The sequence below is a fragment of the Cellulosilyticum sp. ST5 genome, from assembly GCF_046529625.1.
Lineage (GTDB): Bacteria > Bacillota > Clostridia > Lachnospirales > Cellulosilyticaceae > Cellulosilyticum > Cellulosilyticum lentocellum.
Map to the genome: position 1 here is coordinate 159857 of NZ_CP132338.1, position 19066 is coordinate 178922.

General features: G+C 33.4%; 17 protein-coding genes and 2 riboswitches. Of the genes, 15 read left to right on the top strand and 2 right to left on the bottom strand.

Translation table 11 applies throughout. The features are described from left to right. Positions 1-81 precede the first annotated feature (81 nt). Positions 82-972 (top strand): LysR family transcriptional regulator, encoded by an 891-nt coding sequence (locus QTL86_RS00775; RefSeq protein WP_410496210.1) that lies wholly within the window; start codon positions 82-84, stop codon positions 970-972. A gap of 205 nt (positions 973-1177) precedes the next feature. Here the strand turns inward: QTL86_RS00775 and QTL86_RS00780 are convergent, their stop codons facing one another. Continuing rightward, a complete protein-coding gene (locus QTL86_RS00780; RefSeq protein WP_190283400.1) occupies positions 1178-1522 on the bottom strand; it encodes a thiol-activated cytolysin C-terminal domain-containing protein in 345 nt (114 codons plus the stop codon). Between the two features lie 226 nt (positions 1523-1748). Between QTL86_RS00780 and QTL86_RS00785 the strand changes: the two genes are divergently transcribed. From QTL86_RS00785 to QTL86_RS00800, 4 genes are all read left to right on the top strand, one after another. Then, positions 1749-3641 carry a sensor histidine kinase gene (locus QTL86_RS00785; RefSeq protein WP_410496211.1) on the top strand — a complete coding sequence of 631 codons (1893 nt, stop codon included), beginning with the start codon at positions 1749-1751 and terminating at the stop codon, positions 3639-3641. Continuing rightward, positions 3619-4356 carry a LytR/AlgR family response regulator transcription factor gene (locus QTL86_RS00790; protein WP_410496212.1) on the top strand — a complete coding sequence of 246 codons (738 nt, stop codon included), beginning with the start codon at positions 3619-3621 and terminating at the stop codon, positions 4354-4356. Before QTL86_RS00785 ends, QTL86_RS00790 begins: the two co-directional genes overlap by 23 nt. 36 nt (positions 4357-4392) lie before the next feature. After that, a complete protein-coding gene (locus tag QTL86_RS00795; protein WP_410496213.1) occupies positions 4393-5508 on the top strand; it encodes a hypothetical protein in 1116 nt (371 codons plus the stop codon). 170 nt (positions 5509-5678) lie between these two features. Beyond that, the gene (locus QTL86_RS00800; RefSeq protein ID WP_410496214.1) at positions 5679-6839 is read left to right on the top strand and encodes an iron-containing alcohol dehydrogenase; all 1161 of its coding nucleotides are present in this window, start codon (positions 5679-5681) and stop codon (positions 6837-6839) included. A 79-nt stretch (positions 6840-6918) separates the two neighbouring features. Here the strand turns inward: QTL86_RS00800 and QTL86_RS00805 are convergent, their stop codons facing one another. Beyond that, positions 6919-8274, bottom strand: coding sequence for an NCS2 family permease (locus QTL86_RS00805; protein WP_127067510.1), 1356 nt, complete (start codon positions 8272-8274; stop codon positions 6919-6921). 261 nt (positions 8275-8535) lie between these two features. Then, a riboswitch (purine riboswitch) is annotated at positions 8536-8637 on the top strand. Positions 8638-8695: 58 nt separating this feature from the next. On the opposite strand from QTL86_RS00805, the gene QTL86_RS00810 reads away from it, so the two are divergent. From QTL86_RS00810 to QTL86_RS00855, 10 genes are all read left to right on the top strand, one after another. Continuing rightward, the gene (locus QTL86_RS00810; protein WP_127067509.1) at positions 8696-10033 is read left to right on the top strand and encodes a uracil-xanthine permease family protein; all 1338 of its coding nucleotides are present in this window, start codon (positions 8696-8698) and stop codon (positions 10031-10033) included. A 70-nt stretch (positions 10034-10103) separates the two neighbouring features. Next, entirely contained in the window at positions 10104-10679 is a 576-nt protein-coding gene (locus QTL86_RS00815; protein ID WP_410496215.1) for a xanthine phosphoribosyltransferase, read from the top strand. A gap of 411 nt (positions 10680-11090) precedes the next feature. Then, complete coding sequence (locus QTL86_RS00820; RefSeq protein WP_041713062.1) at positions 11091-11426, top strand: rubredoxin-like domain-containing protein; 336 nt, start codon at positions 11091-11093, stop codon at positions 11424-11426. A gap of 213 nt (positions 11427-11639) precedes the next feature. Further along, a complete protein-coding gene (locus QTL86_RS00825) occupies positions 11640-12509 on the top strand; it encodes a MurR/RpiR family transcriptional regulator (RefSeq protein ID WP_410496216.1) in 870 nt (289 codons plus the stop codon). A gap of 196 nt (positions 12510-12705) precedes the next feature. Next, positions 12706-13506 carry an HAD family hydrolase gene (locus tag QTL86_RS00830; RefSeq protein WP_410496217.1) on the top strand — a complete coding sequence of 267 codons (801 nt, stop codon included), beginning with the start codon at positions 12706-12708 and terminating at the stop codon, positions 13504-13506. Positions 13507-13808: 302 nt separating this feature from the next. After that, positions 13809-14771, top strand: a complete 963-nt coding sequence (locus tag QTL86_RS00835) for an ABC transporter substrate-binding protein (RefSeq protein ID WP_410496218.1) — start codon at positions 13809-13811, stop codon at positions 14769-14771. Next, the gene (locus tag QTL86_RS00840) at positions 14764-15744 is read left to right on the top strand and encodes a FecCD family ABC transporter permease (RefSeq protein WP_127067504.1); all 981 of its coding nucleotides are present in this window, start codon (positions 14764-14766) and stop codon (positions 15742-15744) included. Before QTL86_RS00835 ends, QTL86_RS00840 begins: the two co-directional genes overlap by 8 nt. Positions 15745-15746: 2 nt before the next feature. Continuing rightward, positions 15747-16748: a FecCD family ABC transporter permease gene (locus QTL86_RS00845; protein WP_410496219.1), complete on the top strand. Its 1002-nt coding sequence runs from the start codon at positions 15747-15749 to the stop codon at positions 16746-16748. Positions 16749-16778: 30 nt separating this feature from the next. Beyond that, entirely contained in the window at positions 16779-17567 is a 789-nt protein-coding gene (locus QTL86_RS00850; protein WP_410496220.1) for an ABC transporter ATP-binding protein, read from the top strand. A gap of 68 nt (positions 17568-17635) precedes the next feature. Next, a complete protein-coding gene (locus QTL86_RS00855; RefSeq protein ID WP_410496221.1) occupies positions 17636-18889 on the top strand; it encodes an MFS transporter in 1254 nt (417 codons plus the stop codon). Positions 18890-18974: 85 nt separating this feature from the next. Beyond that, a riboswitch (ZMP/ZTP riboswitch) is annotated at positions 18975-19058 on the top strand. Positions 19059-19066: the final 8 nt, after the last annotated feature.

Here is a 19066-nt window from a genome sequence, read left to right on the forward strand (position 1 = left end):
AACTCATCTCTTGTACTATACACCATAACTATGATATAAGTAAAATAAATAGTAATGATAAAAGATATAAGGAGAAGTTATATGTCAGTACCATTAGGTTTATATAAGATATTTATAGAAGTAGCTAAGTGTCAAAGTTTCTCTAAGGCCTCCAAGAATTTGTATATTACGCAACCTGCAGTAAGTCAAGCTATTATGCAATTAGAGGAGCAGCTAAAGGCTAGAGTTTTTACTAGAACGGCTAAGGGGGTAATATTAACCAGAGAGGGAGAGTTGCTTTATGAATATGCACATTCGGCCATTAAGTTAATAGAGGCCGGGGAGAAGAAGCTATTAGAAACTCAAAATCTTTTAACTGGTGAATTGCAGATTGGCGTAGGAGATACCATATCTAGATATTATCTTTTACCTTATTTAGAAAGTTTTCATAAGAAATATCCTTCTATAAAACTTAAAATCATTAATCGTACAACAACTAAGCTATGTGATAAAATCAAGGCAGGAACCATTGATTTAGCCATATGTAACTTACCTATTGACGATAGCCAGATTGAAGTGAGAAATTGCATGGAAGTACATGATATTTTTGTAGGTGGTAAGAGCTATAAGCAGCGTTCTAAAGTGCCACTTAGCTTTGAAGAATTAAGTGACTTGCCACTCATTGTATTAGATCAGAACTCTGTTTCTAGAAGGTATGTAGAGCAGTTTATGCTTAGGAAGGGCGTAAAAATGAGACCGGATATTGAATTAGGTGCTCACGATTTACTTCTAGAATTCGCCAAGATTGAATTAGGCATTTCATGCGTGATTAAGGAGTTTTCAGAAGAATACCTAGAGAAGAAAGAATTATATCATTTAAAATTACAAGAGGAAATTCCATCTAGGTATATAGGCGCTTGCTATTTGAAAAGTGTACCGCTATCTTCGGCAGCAATGACATTTATAGAAGGTTTACAACTTCCTATAAAATAGAAAGAGATATTTATTTCGTAAATCGATATAGGTATAGCTGAAATAAAGCAGGATATTATATTTATGCACTCGTCAAAGAAATATTAAAAGGAAATAGAAAAGGAAGTTCAAAAAGCCAATCTAAAAAGACGTAAAACTTTTATAGATTGGCTTTTTGAAGTTATAAATATAAGTAACTTATCTCACTTGATTAAACACATATGAATTATTCTTCGTGCCAAGAAGGGTTTAAAGTGGTACCACTAACAACATATTTTTTATCAACGGGTTCGGCAAAGGTTTGTGAGAAGATAGTAGACCAAGAAGCAATAAACCAAGCTTCTAATACAACAAGATGAATATCAGTTGCACCTACGGGGACATCAATATGTTTATTAACACCAGCTGTAAAACCATCTGTAGTAGTTGAGATTTCTTGACCATTAAGCTTGTAGCTTACAGTAAATTTAGCAACATAACCCCCAGTGTTTCTAACAATGATAGTCCCACCTTTTTGATTATTCATTAGAAGCCCTACAGTTTGTAAATTTTGTTGTTCTGTTTGATTCATTATTTTCAACTCCTTTAAGATTGATTTGATATAGTTAGCATAATAGAAAAAGGAAGATGATAGGTGGATTTTCCTTAAGGAGAAAAAATAGGGGCTGTAGGAAAGAATTATTGACATGAGTGGTGAAAATTAATGACAGGTAAGGATGAGAAGACTATTTTCGACAAAAAAATCATTTGTTTTAATATATAATATTTAAAAAATGGAAAGTAGGCTTTATTAACTAATGAAAAGATTTTCTGAAAAACATAGAAATAGTAGTAAGTTATTTTTCTTGTTAGTCATTATAACACTATTAACAGTAATGATAATTTGTTTATCTTATACTGGTATAACTGTTGAGAAAAGAGAAGCTACTAGGGGGTATATGGATTTAGTATCCGAGAATTTTTCAGAAAAGGTTGTGAAGCTAGATGGAGAATGGGAGATTTATCCTGATCTATTAAAGAATGAGGATTTTAGAGCTGATGATTATATACAAGTCCCTGGTAGTTGGGGAAAAACAGAAATAAAGAAGGAAGCCATTAAAAAACAGACGTTTCTAACCTATAGATTAAAGTTGAAACTACCTAAGCCAGAACAGTATTGTTTAAAACTTCAATTTGTATCTAGTGCCTATCGTGTATTTATTAATGGTGAGCAAGTTTGTGAAAATGGTAAGGTAGGGGTTTCAAAAGAAGAAGAGAGGGCAAGCTGGAAAAATAGGCTGATTCCATTTTTTAGTGAAGGAAAAGAAGTGGAATTGATTATTCAGGTTTCTAATTATCACTGTACTAATGGTGGGATGATGAGGAGTATTTTGCTATCCACACAAAGTACTTTATATGATTATGAAACGTTAAATGTGATTAAGAGTGCTCTTTTTATAGGAATGTTTATTGGTATAGGGTTTTATCTAACTTTATTAAATCAGTCAATGCATAATCGGTATAATTACACCTATTTAGGTATGTTTTGTATGGCATCTATGTTATTAGGCACCATTATTGATGGAGGGATCCTATTTTACATATTTCCAAAGCTACCATTAGGTATGGCCATAAAGATAGAATATTTAGCTTATATGGTACAAGTTATAGCGATGCAGCAATTTATTTGGAATATGTATCCGAACCTATACCACAAACAATTTTATAGAATCATAAGAGCCATAAATCTCATTTATGTAGGGCTTATCCTAGTAACCTCTAATCTAACCGTTGTATATAGTAAACCTGTATATATATCAGTCTTGTTAGTTAATTTTATATGTTATTTAATCTTAATTATAAAAGCCATTATAGTCAAAAGAAAGTATGCTTATACACTACTAATAGGTTCTTGTATGATGTACTTAGGATGTATCATTGAGATTCTAAATAGTCAGTTCTATTTTAAAGAGCCCATCTTTAATAATAATTTCTATATATTAGGAGTGCTTATTTTTTTAATCTGTCAATCTTATGTATTAGCTAGTACCGTTGATGAAGCATTTATTCAGTCTAAGCATGCAAAAGATATGGAGATTGCTTTTTTACAGGCTCAAATTTCACCACATTTCTTTTTTAATATATTAAACAACGTCTATTACTTAATACATATTAATGCTGAACAAGCAAAAAAATTATTGTATAGTTTTTGTCAATTTTTAAGAGTAAAGTACAAATTTGATTATAGAAAAGCCGTTTTTTATTCCTTGAAAGAAGAGTTAGAACTAGTGGAAGCCTATGTGAATCTAGAAAAAAATAGATTAAATGGTTTATTAGAATTGACCATAGAAGTAGATGAGATGTTACTACAAACATCCGTTTTACCCTTGATTATACAGCCATTAGTAGAAAATGCTATTAAGCATGGTTTTAAATCTACATTAATGCATATTCACATTACAATAGAAAAAAAAGATAAAGAAATTCATTTTAAAATCAAAGATAATGGGAAGGGTATGAGTCAAGACCGTATGATTCAAGTGATAAGAGGAGAAGAGCTAGATGCGGGTATTGGACTCAAAAATGTAAATTATCGACTATCTAAGTGCTATCATACGCAGTTAATTATAAATAGTAGATTAGAAGAAGGAACAGAGGTAGCATTTAATCTGCCATTGGAGGTGCAAGATGAAAGTGGTTATTGTAGATGATGAGATCAATGCAACAGACTATTTAGTATATCAGTTACAGGTATATCAAGAGATAGAGATCAAGGCTGTATTTAACGATGCTTGTAAGGCTTTAGCCTATTTACTAAAAAATCCTTGTGATGTACTTTTTTTAGATATTGATATGCCTAATATAAGTGGCATCTATATTGCTGAACAAATAACAGGACTTTATTCAGATATTAAGGTTTGTTTTGTAACAGCTTATAATGAATTTGCTGTAAAAGCTTTTGAACTAAGTGCCATAGATTACATTTTAAAACCATATACTAAAGAAAGACTAGAATTATCACTAGATAGGCTTAAAAAGTATACGGGAGAGGTAAATCAGTCCCTTAATCAGTTAAGTGATGAATACCATTATGACTTAGAAATGATTTGTGGATATGATGAGGAAAATATTATTCTTATTAATTATCATGAGATTTTTTACATAGAGACCTTACAAGGTAGTTTGTTTATTCATACAAAAGATAAAATTTATAAGGGTAATAAGACCTTGAACTTTTATGAAGAAAAACTGAATAAACGAGCTTTCTTTAGAACACATAAATGTTATCTAGCTAATTTATCCAAGGTTGACCGTTTTAAGCCGCGTATTAATTATACCTATGATATGTACTTTAAAGAAATCAAGGACGTTATTCCTATAAGCCGTAATAAGGTAAAGGAAATGAAGCTTTTCTTTAATCAGTAAGAATAAGGGGTTTTAAAGAAAAAGGAGGAGAAAGAAATGCAGGTAGAACAAAGTGTAAAAATGGAGCAATTAAGACCAGGTGATATTTTATTATTTTCAGCCATTGAAACAGATTGGGAGTCTTCGTTAATAGCGCTGATTACTAACTCACCAGTGAGTCATACTTCTATTAGTTATTATACTAACGGATATATAGTAGAAGAAAATATGCCTCATACGCAAGTAGTGGACATCAGGAACTCGGAAAGCAGGAAAGTTAGAACCACTTATATTATGCGCATGGATACTACAGCAAAAAGTCTAGTTAAAGTTGTAGATATAGCAGATCGTTATGCACAGGTAGAATTAGCTTATCCTATGAGTGCACTACCTTGTGTAGCTATCTATTTAGTGATTAAAGACTTAACCTATTCTTTAAAAGCACAAGGCATTATCACAAAAATTGTTAAGTTAGCCATGGGCGCTTTGATTGCCTTTTTAAATCAAAAAGATGGTAAGGCAAATTTTCCTATGCACTGCTCACAATTTGCTTATCATTGCTATTTGCAAGCTAGTAAAGAAGCAGCATTAGAAGCAACTATTGCAGCCGAAGCAGCAGGAAAGTCAAAAGAAGAAATGATAGAAGCCGGGAAAGAAGCAGCTAAAGAATTTAAGATTGTATTAAAAGATGAAGGAAAAGAAAATCTTTTAAAAGCAGTAGCAACTTATATAGATAATCATTATGATCAGTTAGAAAAGCAATTAGTAGCTGGTGCAAATCATACTTTACAGGTAGAGCAAGAACGGATAGAAGAAAAAGAAGTACTTTATGAAATGCTTTATCATGAAATAAAAGAGGTTAAAGCAGTAAGTTGTAGCAGCAATCAGAACGCTGAATTAACAGAAGAACTAGTCATTACGATTTATCAGTTTTGTCACTTGTTAAATGAAGTATATGGTGAGAGAATTGGCGCCATTCAAGAAGGGATAATAGGAGGAGAAAACAGTGAGAAAGCACTAGAGAATGAAGTGGAAATTGCTACTGACAAAGTCAAAGTGCTTCATACTATAAACAAGATTATAGAAATGGGAGAATATTTTATTGCACCTGGTGATTTGCTAAGTCATACTGAGAACTTAAAGGGTATAGGGGTATTGGATTATAATTCATAAAAAGCATAGTTGCATATAATCTAGATTGAGTTGAGGCTATATAAGGCAAATAGAGGTAAGAATAAGTAGAATGTACTTTGAAAGCAAACGAATAGGTGCTAAAATGATATAATAGTATAGCACAATAACAAAAGCAAAGACACAAAATAAAAAGCACTAGGAGGTATCACATGGATAATTTTATTTTTAATGCGTATACAAAGATTTACTTTGGAAAAGGTATGATTAAAAATTTACCAGAAGCAATAGAAGTACATGGGAAAAATGTACTATTGGTATATGGCGGCGGAAGCATTAAAAGAAATGGGATTTATGATGAAGTGAAAACACTTCTTTCAGAATGCAAGATAATAGAGTTATCAGGTGTCGACCCTAATCCAAGAATTGAAACGGTTAGGGAGGGCGTGAGGCTTTGTAAAGAGCATCAAATAGATGTGATCTTAGCAGCAGGTGGAGGTAGTGTTATTGACTGTGCTAAGGTTATTGGTGCAGGTTACTATTATGATGGCGATGCTTGGGATTTAGTGGTAGAACCAAACAAGATTACAGAGGTTCTTCCTATCGTAACCATTTTAACCTTAGCAGCAACAGGCTCAGAAATGAACAAGAATGCAGTTATCTCTAATATGGCTATTAATGAAAAGCTAGGAACTGGTTCAATGAATATGATTCCTCAGGCTTCTATACTGGATCCAGAGTATCTGTATACATTACCTGCTATTCAAACAGCAGCAGGGACAGCCGATATTATGTCTCATATTTTTGAGAACTATTTTAAGAAAGAGGAAGATACCTTTATTCAAAATAAATTAGCAGAGGGCTTACTTGAAACTTGTATCAAATACTGTCCTATTGCTTTAAAAGAACCAGAAAATTACGAAGCAAGAGCTAACTTAATGTGGGCAAGTACCTTAGCGCTTAATGGGTTAGTAGGCGCAGGCAAACCAGGAAGTTGGACTTGTCATCCTATCGAACATGAATTAAGTGCTTTCTATGATATTACACATGGCATAGGTTTAGCTATTGTAACATCAAGATGGATGAGACATATTTTAAATGAACAAACAGTAGGTAAGTTTGTAGCTTATGCGAAAAACGTATGGCATTTACCAGAGATGACAGATCCATTTGCTTACGCTAATGCAGCTATTGATGCAACTGAAGAATTCTTTAAAAACTGTGGTATTCCAATGACCTTTAGTGAAATAGGTATTAATGAAGAGCACTTTGAAGTCATGGCAGAAAAGGCAGTTAGAATTGGTGGTCTAGGAGAAGCTTATGTACCACTTACAAAAGAAGATGTAATCAGTATTTTAAACATGTGTTTGTAAAATATTTTAAAAAGGCTATCTAAAGATTTGAGGATCTCTAGATAGCCTTTTTGCTTTGTCTTTGATAACCCTTTATTTCTTAGATAAGAGCTAAAAGGATAAAGTTCAAGATAAAGAGAACTGCAGCTACAGCAAGGATTGGATGAATTTCCTTTGCTTTCTTTTTGCAGATTTTAACGATGCAATAGAAAATAAAGGCAGTACCAATACCATAAGAAATGTTATAGCTTAATGCCATGAAAAGACCTGCAAAGAAAGCAGGAATAGCTTCATCGAAGTCAGCCCATTTAATTTCAGCAAAAGATGAAAGCATCATCATACCAACGATAACTAAAGCAGGTGCAGTTGCAGCAGAAGGAACAGCACTTACAAAAGTTGAAAGGAAGGCACTAGCAGCAAAGCAAAGTGCTACAACAACACTTGTAAGACCTGTACGTCCACCAGCACCGATACCAGCAGCACTTTCTACATAAGTAGTCGTGTTAGAAGTACCGAAAAGAGCACCAATAGAAGTAGCAGTAGCGTCAGCAAATAAAGCTTTATCCATTTTAGATTTGAAGCCACTATTAGTTTCCATTGATTTTTCATCCTCTTCACTAAAGATACCAGTGCGACGACCAGTACCAATGAAAGTACCAATTGTATCGAAAGTATCAGATAAACTAAATGAGAAGATTGTAATAAGTACTAATGGAATTTTAGAGACATCTGAGAATAAAGAACCCAGACCTTCAGCAGTGAAAATAGCTAAGAAAGTACTAGGTAAAGCTTTGCAAGCCTCTGAAAAGCTGATAGTATCAGCAGTTGTAGTAAGTCCCATAGGAATACCAATAATAGTAGTTGCTACAATACCGATTAAGATAGCACCTTTTACATGAAGTACTTGTAAAACAACGATTAATACAAGACCGATAATAAATAACCAGAAGACAGGTTGATTTAAAGTTGATAAAGCAGGAACACCGGCTTCAAAGTTAATAATACCTACATTAAGAAGACCAATGTAAGCGATAAATACACCAATACCTCCACCAATAGCATTTTGTAAGCTGTGTGGAATTGATTTAATGATGTATTTACGAATCTTTGTAACAGTAATAAGGATATTGAGGATACCGCAGATAAATACCATTGATAAAGCTTGTTGCCAAGTAAATCCTAAGGTGAAGCATACGGTATATACAAAGAATGCATTAAGACCCATACCTGGAGCTTGAGCATAAGGAACGTTAGCTACTAAGCCCATAACTAAGGTTCCAATGATAGAAGCAATAATGGTCGCAAGGAAAACTGCACCCCATTCCATACCAGCTTGGCTTAAAATACCTGGATTGACAATGATGATATAAGCCATTGCAAAGAAGGTAGTAAGACCAGCAATTACTTCTGTACCGACTGTAGTGCCGTTTTCTTTAAGCTTGAAAAACTTTTCCATAACTATTTTCCTTTCGATATTATGTAGATTAATATTTTGACTTTATGAAAAAATTATAAAGAACAAAACATAAATGAATTGTACTAATTATTAGAGAAATTATCAATATGTAAAATGAAATTTTATATCTAAATTTGTAGGAGGTTAGTTAGAAGCTTTACTAGAAAGCCCTTTAAGGTTCAGTAAAAAACAAATGACAACTTCTATTAGAAAGAAAAAAATGATAGACAAAGCTATTGTTTTATATTATGATAGTTAACATAATTTTAAAAAGCAGAGCATCGTATAAAGTTGAAGATATGGTTCAACAGTTTCTACCAAATCACCTTAAAGGATTTGACTACGATATGAATCTTATATTTTGCATATCTACAAGGGACTCATTATACGGTCATGCACAAAAAGCATGGAGGCGTCAATAATGAATGTAATAAGAAGTTTTACAAATGGGCAAGGAGCTAATGTGGCTAACATCTATAACTTAGATGGAAGAGTACCAGTAGCTAAAGCCATTCCTTTCGGGCTTCAACATGTTTTAGCCATGTTTGTAGCTAATATCACACCTATCATCATTGTGGCAGGGGCTGCAGGTCTTTCTAGCCAGCAAAGTGCTGCGCTTATTCAATGTGCCATGCTAATAGCAGGTATCGGTACTATTATTCAACTTTATCCTGTTTGGAGAATCGGTTCAAAAATGCCTATTGTTATGGGAATTAGTTTTACCTTCGTATCTATTTTGTGTTTTATTGCAATAGAGTATGGCTATAATGCCGTAGTAGGGGCAGTACTTATTGGTGGATTGGTAGAAGGCGTACTTGGTTTATTTGCAAAGTACTGGAGAAAAGTTATTACACCAGTAGTAGCGGCTAGTGTTGTAACTGCTATTGGTTTTTCACTTTTAAACGTAGGAGCCTATTCTTTTGGCGGAGGAAATGGCAGTCCTGATTTTGGTTCAGCTTCAAATCTTTTATTAGGAGCAGTAACTTTAGTGACTTGTTTAGTATTTAATATCTTAGCTAAGGCTCATTATAAACAATTATCTGTATTAGTAGGCCTTATAGTAGGTTATATTTTTGCTATTTTTTTAGGAAAAGTAGATTTTAGTGCAGTAGCAACAAGTGGCATTATTGCACTTCCTGAGTTCTTACCTTTTAAACCAGAATTTAATTTAAATGCGATTATTTCAGTTATACTTATTTTCCTTGTTTCAGCAACAGAAACAATTGGAGATACTTCAGCTTTAGCTGTTTCAGGCTTAGATCGTGAAGCTACAGAAAAAGAAATTTCGGGTTCTATTGCTTGTGATGGCTTTATTAGTAGTATTTCAGCACTATTTGGTTGTATGCCAATTACGTCTTTTAGCCAAAATGTAGGGCTAGTAGCTATGACAAAGGTAGTTAACCGTTTTACTATTTTAATGGGAGCTATCATTATGGTATTAGCTGGTTTATTTCCTGCCTTCGGTGCTTTATTAGCTACTTTACCTGAACCAGTATTAGGTGGTTGTACGTTAATCATGTTTGGCTCAATTGTAGTAAGTGGACTTCACATGCTTGCTAAATGTGGTTATAATCAAAGAAATATGATAATTGTAGCACTTTCGCTAAGTGTAGGTATTGGTTTCACACAAGTGCCAGAAATCTTTGCGATTTTTCCAGAAATCGTTCGTAACGTTTTAGCAGAAAACTGTGTAGCTGTTGTATTCATTATGGCCCTGGTACTTAACTTGGTACTACCTAAGAGCATGGAGAATAACTAAAAAAGTGGTAATCCATTTTAATAAGTCAATGCATACGTATTAAAAACTATAAGCAAAGAGAGGAATTGCAATGAAAGCCCTAAAGGAACGTATTATTAAAGATGGTAAAATTAGAGAAGGAAATGTACTGAAAGTAGACGCTTTCTTAAACCACCAATTAGATATTGAGCTTTTTGAACAAATGGGAGAAGAATTCAAAAGAAGATTTGAGGGGAAAAAAATCACTAAGATTCTTACTATTGAAGCTTCAGGAATTGCCATCGCTTGTATTGCAGCTAGATATTTTAAGGTACCAGTCGTATTTGCGAAGAAAACACAAACTAAAAATATTGCAGGAGATGTTTATACGAGTAAAGTAGAATCTTTTACTCATGGCAAAGTATATGACATTATTGTTTCAAAAGAATTTTTAAAACCAGAAGATCACGTTTTAATAATCGATGACTTTTTAGCAAATGGAAAAGCATTGCTAGGCCTTACCAAGCTTGTACAAGATGCAGGTGCTACGGTGGTAGGGGCAGGAATTGCTATTGAAAAAGGCTTTCAGGATGGTGGAAAGCTGATTCGTGAAAGTGGCATTCAGTTAGAATCTTTAGCCATTATTGATGCTATGAGTGTTGAAGAAGGTATTACCTTTCGCGAATAATAAATAAGAGTTAAGTAGTAATGGAAGAATAAATAGAAAGATAAAGAGAGTGAGCCTCAGATATAAAACGTATCTGGGGCTTTTTACATGTAGAGAAAAAGTACGATTTATTAAATTTATTAAAGTATAGCTACGATAAAATAATCTATTATTCTAAGGTATCCTAAAACAGACAAAATAATGGAAAGGTAAGTTATACACAAATAAGGATTAATAGCAGCATAACTTAACCTAAGAATTATACTTGATTCAGTTCTCTAAAAATAAAAAAGAAAAGCTTATAAAATTAATGTTAAAAATGTATTATTATTTCCAATAGACAGAATTAATTATTTGACAATAAATATTATTTGATATAATATATAAGTATAATAAATAGAAAAAATACATAAAAGTAAGGAGAGATTAATGATGAAAAAACTATTTAAATGTACGATTTGTGGATACGTAGCTGAAGGAGATGAAGCTCCAGAAATTTGCCCAAAATGTAATCAAGGAAAAGAAAAATTTGTTGAACTTAGCAGCGAAGATGCTGAAAAAATTTATGCTTCTGACAGAACTAACAGCATTCATGCAGAAATTATTTTATTAGCAGAAAAGATTGCTGAGCTTTCAAAAGAAGGTATAGAAATCAAACTTGATCCAATGTGTGTAGCTGCTTTTGAAAAAGCAAAGAATGAAGCTTGGGTTATAAAACAAAGATGTAAAGCAGAGCTTGCAGGACATATGTCTAAAGGTAAATGGTAAGCATTAGACTTACATAGAATTTATGCTATATCAGTTAAGGTATATCTATAAGCAATAAAAGAATAAATCCAAAAAGCTATAAAATCACTTCGTTGATTTTATAGCTTTTTGGGTTTATTCTTATTTGTAAGCGTTTAATCTAGCCTTATGTAGCGCAGAATAAATCTAAGAGGTAATAAGCTTCAAAAATGACTAAAAAGAGTAAAGAGAGTAATGATGACATTAGAGAATATAATAAAATGTTGTGAAGGCCTAACCCCAACAGAAAATCAATTAGCGCAGTACATTTTGCAAAACAAAGAACAGGTTCAAAATTTATCTATTCAAAGTCTTGCTGAGAGAACCTTTGCATCCAAGTCTGCCATCCACAGACTATGTAAGAAATTAGGACTTAATGGTTTTAATGAGCTTAAGGTAAAGGTAGCTCAGGATCTAGTAGAAGATCATAAAACTAGGACACAAATAGATGTTAATTTTCCATTTACGGCCCATGATACACAGAGGACAATAGCAGAGAAATTATTAAAATTATATGAAGCCTCTATTACAGATACGTACCATTCTATTGATATGGAGGATTTAAAAAAATGTGTTACCTTATTACATGACGCAGATATTATTGACATTTATACACAGGCACATAATCTAAATGTAGCTGAAAATTTTCAAGATAAAATGCGTTCCATTGGTAGAAGTGTTAATTGTCCCAAATCGACTTATGAGCAGCGTTGTATTGCAACTGCATCTAAGAAAAATCATGTAGCAGTTATCTTATCTTATTCAGGAAGAGCAAGCTTTGTATTACCTATTGTAGAAATACTAGGTAAAAAGCAAATAGAAACCATTTTAATAGGTAGACTAGGAAATAGTATGATGCAAAAACATATCAAGCATCATTTATATATAAGTGATAAAGAAGATCTTAGAAATAGAATCTCTCAGTTTTCTTCTCATATTGCTATGCAATATATATTAGATGTTATTTTTAGTTGTATTTTTAAACAGGATTATCAAATGAATATAGATTATATTCAAGAGGTCATGGGTCTTATTGATGATAGAGATATTAATGAGGAGAAATAATACTTCTAGAGCTTGTTAGTTTATTAACTAATAAGCTTTTTTATGTATAAAATGGATAAAAAGTATCAAAAAGTTTCAAGAGCATAAATAAGCCCATTCACATTTTTAGAAAAAAGCATCAGAATGCTCTGTAGAGGTTGAAGGAAATACATAAAAGAAATATATTAGAGATGCTAATAGAAATGAGGGATAAAAAATGAAAAAAGCGATATTTTTAGATATAGATGGTACCTTAATAGATTCTTTAGGTGGTCTTACAGAGATTTCACCAAAAGTTGAAAAAGAAATTCGTATGCTGCAAGAAAAAGGAGTCTATGTTTTCGTTGCAACAGGAAGGCCTTATGCATTTATCAATAAGTCCTTATTAGAATTTGGTTTTGATGGCTTTATTTTAACCAATGGTGCACAGGTTATGATTAATAATGAAACTATTTGTAGTAAACCGATGGGAAGTGACTTTATCAATCAATTGGTATCGACACTTGAGGAGAAAGGCATTCAATATGTTTTAGAAGATGATAAGCATGCTTATATGAAAGCAAGCCACAAAGCGTTTTATCAGTTTTATGATAGTGTAGGGATAGGAAAGGAATGCTTTATAAGTGATTATAATCTTGAAAAGCTTAATGTGTATAAAGTCGAGATCATGTGCCCTAATGAGGAGGTTTTAAATCAGTGTGTGGCGTTTATTAATCAGCATTCAGAGTATGGCTGTTTTCAGAGTATAGACGAAATTCATCTAGAAGTTTATTTTAAGGAAAATACAAAAGCAGCAGGCATAATAAAAGCTACAGAGTATTTGAATATTCCTATAGAAAACACCTATGCTTTTGGAGATGGAAGAAATGATATAGAAATGCTAGATATTGTTGGTTGCGGCATAGCCATGGGAAATGCTTCTGATGAAGTAAAGCAATATGCAAATGTAGTTACTGATACGGTACACAATGATGGCGTAGCTGTAGGGATTAGAAAATATATTTATGACAATAGATGAGAATTTTAGGACATCTGTGAGAGAGTAATTTATTAATGACTACTCCATAGATGTCTTTTTTATTACGCTTATGCTCTTTATTGAAGAATTTTCAAAAATAGGAATAGTATCTACAAAAATGCTTCACTATTATGAGGAGATGGGTTTAGCAAATAAATATAAAAATTACACAAAAGCCAATTGAGAATGAAAATCAAGGTTGGATAATATTACATCTATCGATTAAATGGGATTTATAGTAAAATCTAGAAAGACTTAACATGAATGCATTTGAGTACAAACAAATAAGAAGGAGAATACACATGAAAAAAAGTATAGCATTAATAATAAGCGTATTAGTACTGGCACTAGGTCTTGTAGGATGTACTAACAATAATCAGTCAGCAGAAACGCCAGATACGACTAATAATCAAATAGAAACAAAGGTTGTGACAGATGTAAAAGGTGAAGTAGAGATTCCTGCTAATCCTCAGCGCATTGTAGATATTAGTGGAGCCAGTGATATTTTATCTATTTTAGGATATGAGGTAATAGGAACAGCTAATAGTGATGGTTATGATTATACAAAATTCCCATCTTATCTAGAAGATGTATTAGGAGAAGCAGAAATTCTAGGTTATAGCATGTTAGCTGAAATGGACGTAGAAGCTATTATTGCATTAGAACCAGATCTCATTATTATTTCAACAGTTCAAGAAAAGATGTATGATCAGTTATCAAAAATTGCTCCAACTATTATGATTGAAATGAAACAAATGGATTGGAAAGAAGATTTCATGCATGTAGCTAAAGTCATGGGAAAAGAAGCAGAAGCAACAGCATGGATTGATAGTTACTTAGAAAAAGCAGAAGCAGTTGGTGCTAAGATTAAAGAAACTTATGGTGAAGATAGTTCATACTTATCTTTCTTAGCAAGTGGCGGTAGCTTATTTATTTTCGATGGTGCAGGGCTTGGAACCATTTTATATGATGATATGGGACTTGCTAAACCAGAAGGAATGCCACAGCAAGAAAATATTAGCTTGCCTGTAGTAAGCTTTGAAGGGTTAGCAGAGATTGATGCAGATTATATCTTTGCTATTGCAACAGATGAAGATATGGTTTCTTTAACAAACAGTTCAATTTGGAATGGTACAAAAGCAGTAAAAAATAATCATGTTGTATCATTACCTGCAAGTCCGTATTTTAATCAAGGATATAGCCCTATTGGTAGATTAGCATTCGTAGAAGAAGTTGAAGCTTTATTAGCAAGCATCAATGAATAAGAAAGTTTTTCTCTTAACGGTAGGTTGTAGTGTAATAGCAATAGTAGGGCTAGTTATTGCTATATGTGCAGGTGCAAAAAGTATTCCCTTACAAGTGGTATGGGAAAGTATTTTTAACTACCAAGATGTTCTAGATATGCAATTAGTCCGAGATGTAAGAATACCAAGAGTCATTAGTACCGCCTTTGTAGGCGGTATACTTGGTATGTCAGGCGCTATGATGCAAGGGGTGACGCGTAATCCAGTAGCAGAGCCTTCTCTAATGGGGATTACTCAAGGTGCTACACTTGCAATTGCCATTTTAGGTGCAAGTCCTATGATTTATGGCTTATTAGGCAATACGACTGCAGCATTTATTGGTGCCATGATCAGTGGCCTATTAGTATTAGCATTTAGTATGAAAAGTGCCCGTAATATGAATATTTCTAGATTATTATTGGCAGGAACGGCCTTAAGTACGTTTTTTATATCAATGGCAACGATCATTGCACTACTAACTAATAAATCACAAAACCTCGCATTTTGGATTTCAGGTGGGTTTAGAGCAGTTACTTGGGAGAGTGTTAAGCTATTAGTGAGTGTTGGCGGAATAACAGCCATTCTGGCACTACTTTTAGCACCTAAGATTAATATTGTAAACCTAGGTGAAGACGTTTGTATTGGACTTGGTCAAAATCCAACGAGAATACGTATGTATACATTGTTATTAATAATTCCTATGTGCGCCGTATGTGTTGCTGTGGCAGGAAACATTTCTTTTGTTGGTTTAATCGTACCTCATATTTTAAGAAAACTAATTGGACAAGATTATAGGAAGCTTATGCCACTGTCCTTTTTACTAGGTGCTACTGTTGTGATTTGGTCGGATATACTGGCAAGGCTAGTTAATCAGCCTTATGAAACACCAGTAGGATTATTTACCTCTTTAGTAGGGGTGCCACTATTTATTTGGATGGTTAGAAAGGAGAGCTAAAAATGAAAAAACGTATTTTAATCGCTAGTATCATGACTAGTCTTCTTTTGCTAGTAGCCATTTTGATAGCAATGAGTTGGGGAAGTTATACCATAAGTTTTCCGAATATACTTCAGACCCTTTTTGGAAATGGTAATAAGCTTCAAAGTATGACCATTTGGGATATTAGGTTACCACGCATTTTTGTGGCACTAGTGGTAGCTCTATGTTTATCAACATCGGGCTGCGTGCTTCAGGGAGTAACGAGAAATGAACTAGCAGAGCCTGGAATTATTGGAATCAATGCAGGAGCAGGTCTTGCAGTGGTACTACTCATTAACTATGGTGGAACGAATTATTATAGTCAAATTGGAGATTTATCATTATTTCTAATGCCTTTTGTAGCTATTATAGGAGCTCTTTTAAGCGCAATAATTATTTATCGTTTAAGCTATAAAAGAGGCATCTCACCAACTAGGCTCATTTTAGTGGGTATTGGCGTTAATGCAGGCATTAATGCGATTATTACTTTATATCAATTAAATATGTCAAAAGGTGATTATAATCAAGTGCTAACCTGGATTAGTGGAAGTCTCTGGGGAAGCAGTTGGAAGTTTTTTTATGTCATAGCCCCATTAGCTATTATATTTTTAGGCTTAGTCTTTTGGAAAGCTAAGACGCTAGATGTACTTGATCTAGGAGATGAAATTGCTACTGGATTAGGGGTTAAAGTAGAAAAAGAGCGAAGAATCTTAATGTTTTATGGTGTAGCGCTAGCAGCTATTGCTACTGCTGTTGCAGGGAATATTACATTTCTTGGATTACTAGGCCCTCATATTGCTAAAAAAATAGTAGGTCCTGTTCATAGAAGACAAATACCACTTGCTGCAATGATAAGCTGCATAATCATTTTGATTGCCGATACTTTTTCAAGAAATATATTCTCACCAATTGAAATACCAGCAGGTATTACTATTGCAATTATAGGCGTACCTTATTTTGTTTATTTAATGATGCGTGAGTAAACTTTTTAATTAAAAAGCTAGGAGGAACAAATGGAAGCAATTGAAGTAAGTCAATTACAAGTTGCTTATGAGCACAAGTTAATTATTGAAAATATGAATCTTAAAATTCCTATGGGAAAAATCACTATGATTATTGGTGCTAATGGTTGTGGTAAATCTACGCTATTAAAAACTATTGCACGTATTATTTCACCTAAAAAGGGAGAAATCAAATTAAATGGTATCAATATTCAAAAACAAGCACCAAGAGAAATTGCTAAAAAGATGGCAGTGCTTCCTCAAAGTCCGATAGTTCCTTCCGGCCTTTTAGTAAAAGAATTAGTGTCTTATGGAAGATTTCCTTATCAAAATGCTATGGGGGGAATGAAACAAGAAGATGTTGAGAAAGTCAATTGGGCAATGGAAGTTACAGGCATTTTAGAGTTTGCCGATCGCTCAGTAGATAGCTTGTCAGGTGGACAAAGACAGCGTGCTTGGATTGCTATGGCACTCGCACAAGAAACAGAAATCCTAGTATTAGATGAACCAACCACTTACTTAGATATGGCGCATCAGTTAGAAATACTAGAGCTACTACAAACCTTAAATAAGCAGCAAAATAGAACAATTGTTATGGTATTACACGAATTAAATAATGCCACAAAGTTTGCGGATTATATTATTGGCGTCAAAGAGGGGCAAATCGTATTTGAAGGCAAACCACTTGAAGTGATTACCAAAGAGAATTTATTTGAGCTGTATGGCATTGAGGCAACACTACAATTAGATGCAGCAAAACAATACCCAATCTGTGTAGATTTTAATTTAGCAAAGCACTAAGGCACATTTAACCCAAGGGGATTAAGAAAATGATTGGGGTTATGAGAGGGAAAAAGTAAGGAGACAATATGTCTAATCAATTATATAGTAAAAATTTTATGATATTAGTCATAGGGCAAATTATATCGCTATTTGGAAGTTCAATTCAGCGATTTGCCCTTTCTTTATATCTATTAGATTTAACGGGATCTGCTAGCATATTTGCCACTATTTTAGCTATTTCTATGCTACCCATTGTTTTAGTATCCCCTATAGCAGGAATACTAGCAGATAGAGGAGATAAGAAAAAGTGGATGGTCCTACTAGATACTATAAGTGGCGTCATATTAATGATTTATTCGCTTTTTATATTTCAAGGAAGAGACCACGTTGTCATTGTAGCTATAATGATGGTTCTGCTTTCTGTGATATCCACCTTATATCAACCTATAGTTAATACCTGTATTCCTATTCTGGTAGCTGATGATCAGCTAGTAAGAGGTAATGCCATTATTCAGCAGGTGGCATCATTAAGTAATTTCTTAGGACCTCTTATAGCAGGGGTATTATATGGCGTGCTGGGAATAAAAGGTGTTATTATACTTAATATTATAAGCTTTCTTTTTTCTGCAGTAATGGAAATGTTTTTAACCATACCCTTTACAAAGAAAGAAGGGGGAGAGCCATTTACCAAAGTATTCGCTAATGAAATGAAAGAAAGCTATCATTACTTAAAAAATGAAAATCCTATTATATTCCGTATGATTTTTATTTCAGGCTTATATAACTTATTTTTAGTACCTATTTTTAGTGTAGGAGCACCTTACATCATTAAAGTCATTTTTGGTATGTCTTCAGAAGTATATGGCATGGTAGAAGGCTTTATTGCACTAGGAATGATTATAGGCGGGATGATTATAGCTGTTAAGCCGAAGCTGTTCCATATTAAAAAGGTTCATAGAATTTTATACATCACAGCTGTATCTATTATGATGATGGGAGTAGCAGTTTATCTTCATAGCAATCGCATGATAAATGCGGGGATGAGCACCATTTTATTTGCCGTATTTGGCATGCTTATTATGCTCATATTAGGGATTGCTAATGTTTTAAGTGCCAGCTATATTTATCAAGCTGCAAAATCTTCAATGCTGGGCAAGGTATCTGCATTTGGGGCTGCCTTTGCTACTTTATGTATTCCTTTAGGGCAGCTCACCTTTGGGCTTTTAGTAGAGAGCTTTTTAACAAAGCTTGAGCTTATTCTTTATCTATCAGCAGTATTGACATTAATGGTTACATTATTAGTACGTTGGAATGTTAATCAGATTAAAGATGAGGGGTAAACAGACATAGTATTTTGTGAAATTAGAATATAATATTTTTGTGAATTATAGTTGAAATCTCATTTAAAATAGTGTACCCTAAATTTAGGTTCTGTACGACTGGCGGATAAGTGGGAGCACCCACAGGGAGTACAGAAATTTAGAAATGCCGACCGCCTGGGCGACCTTTGTAAGGTT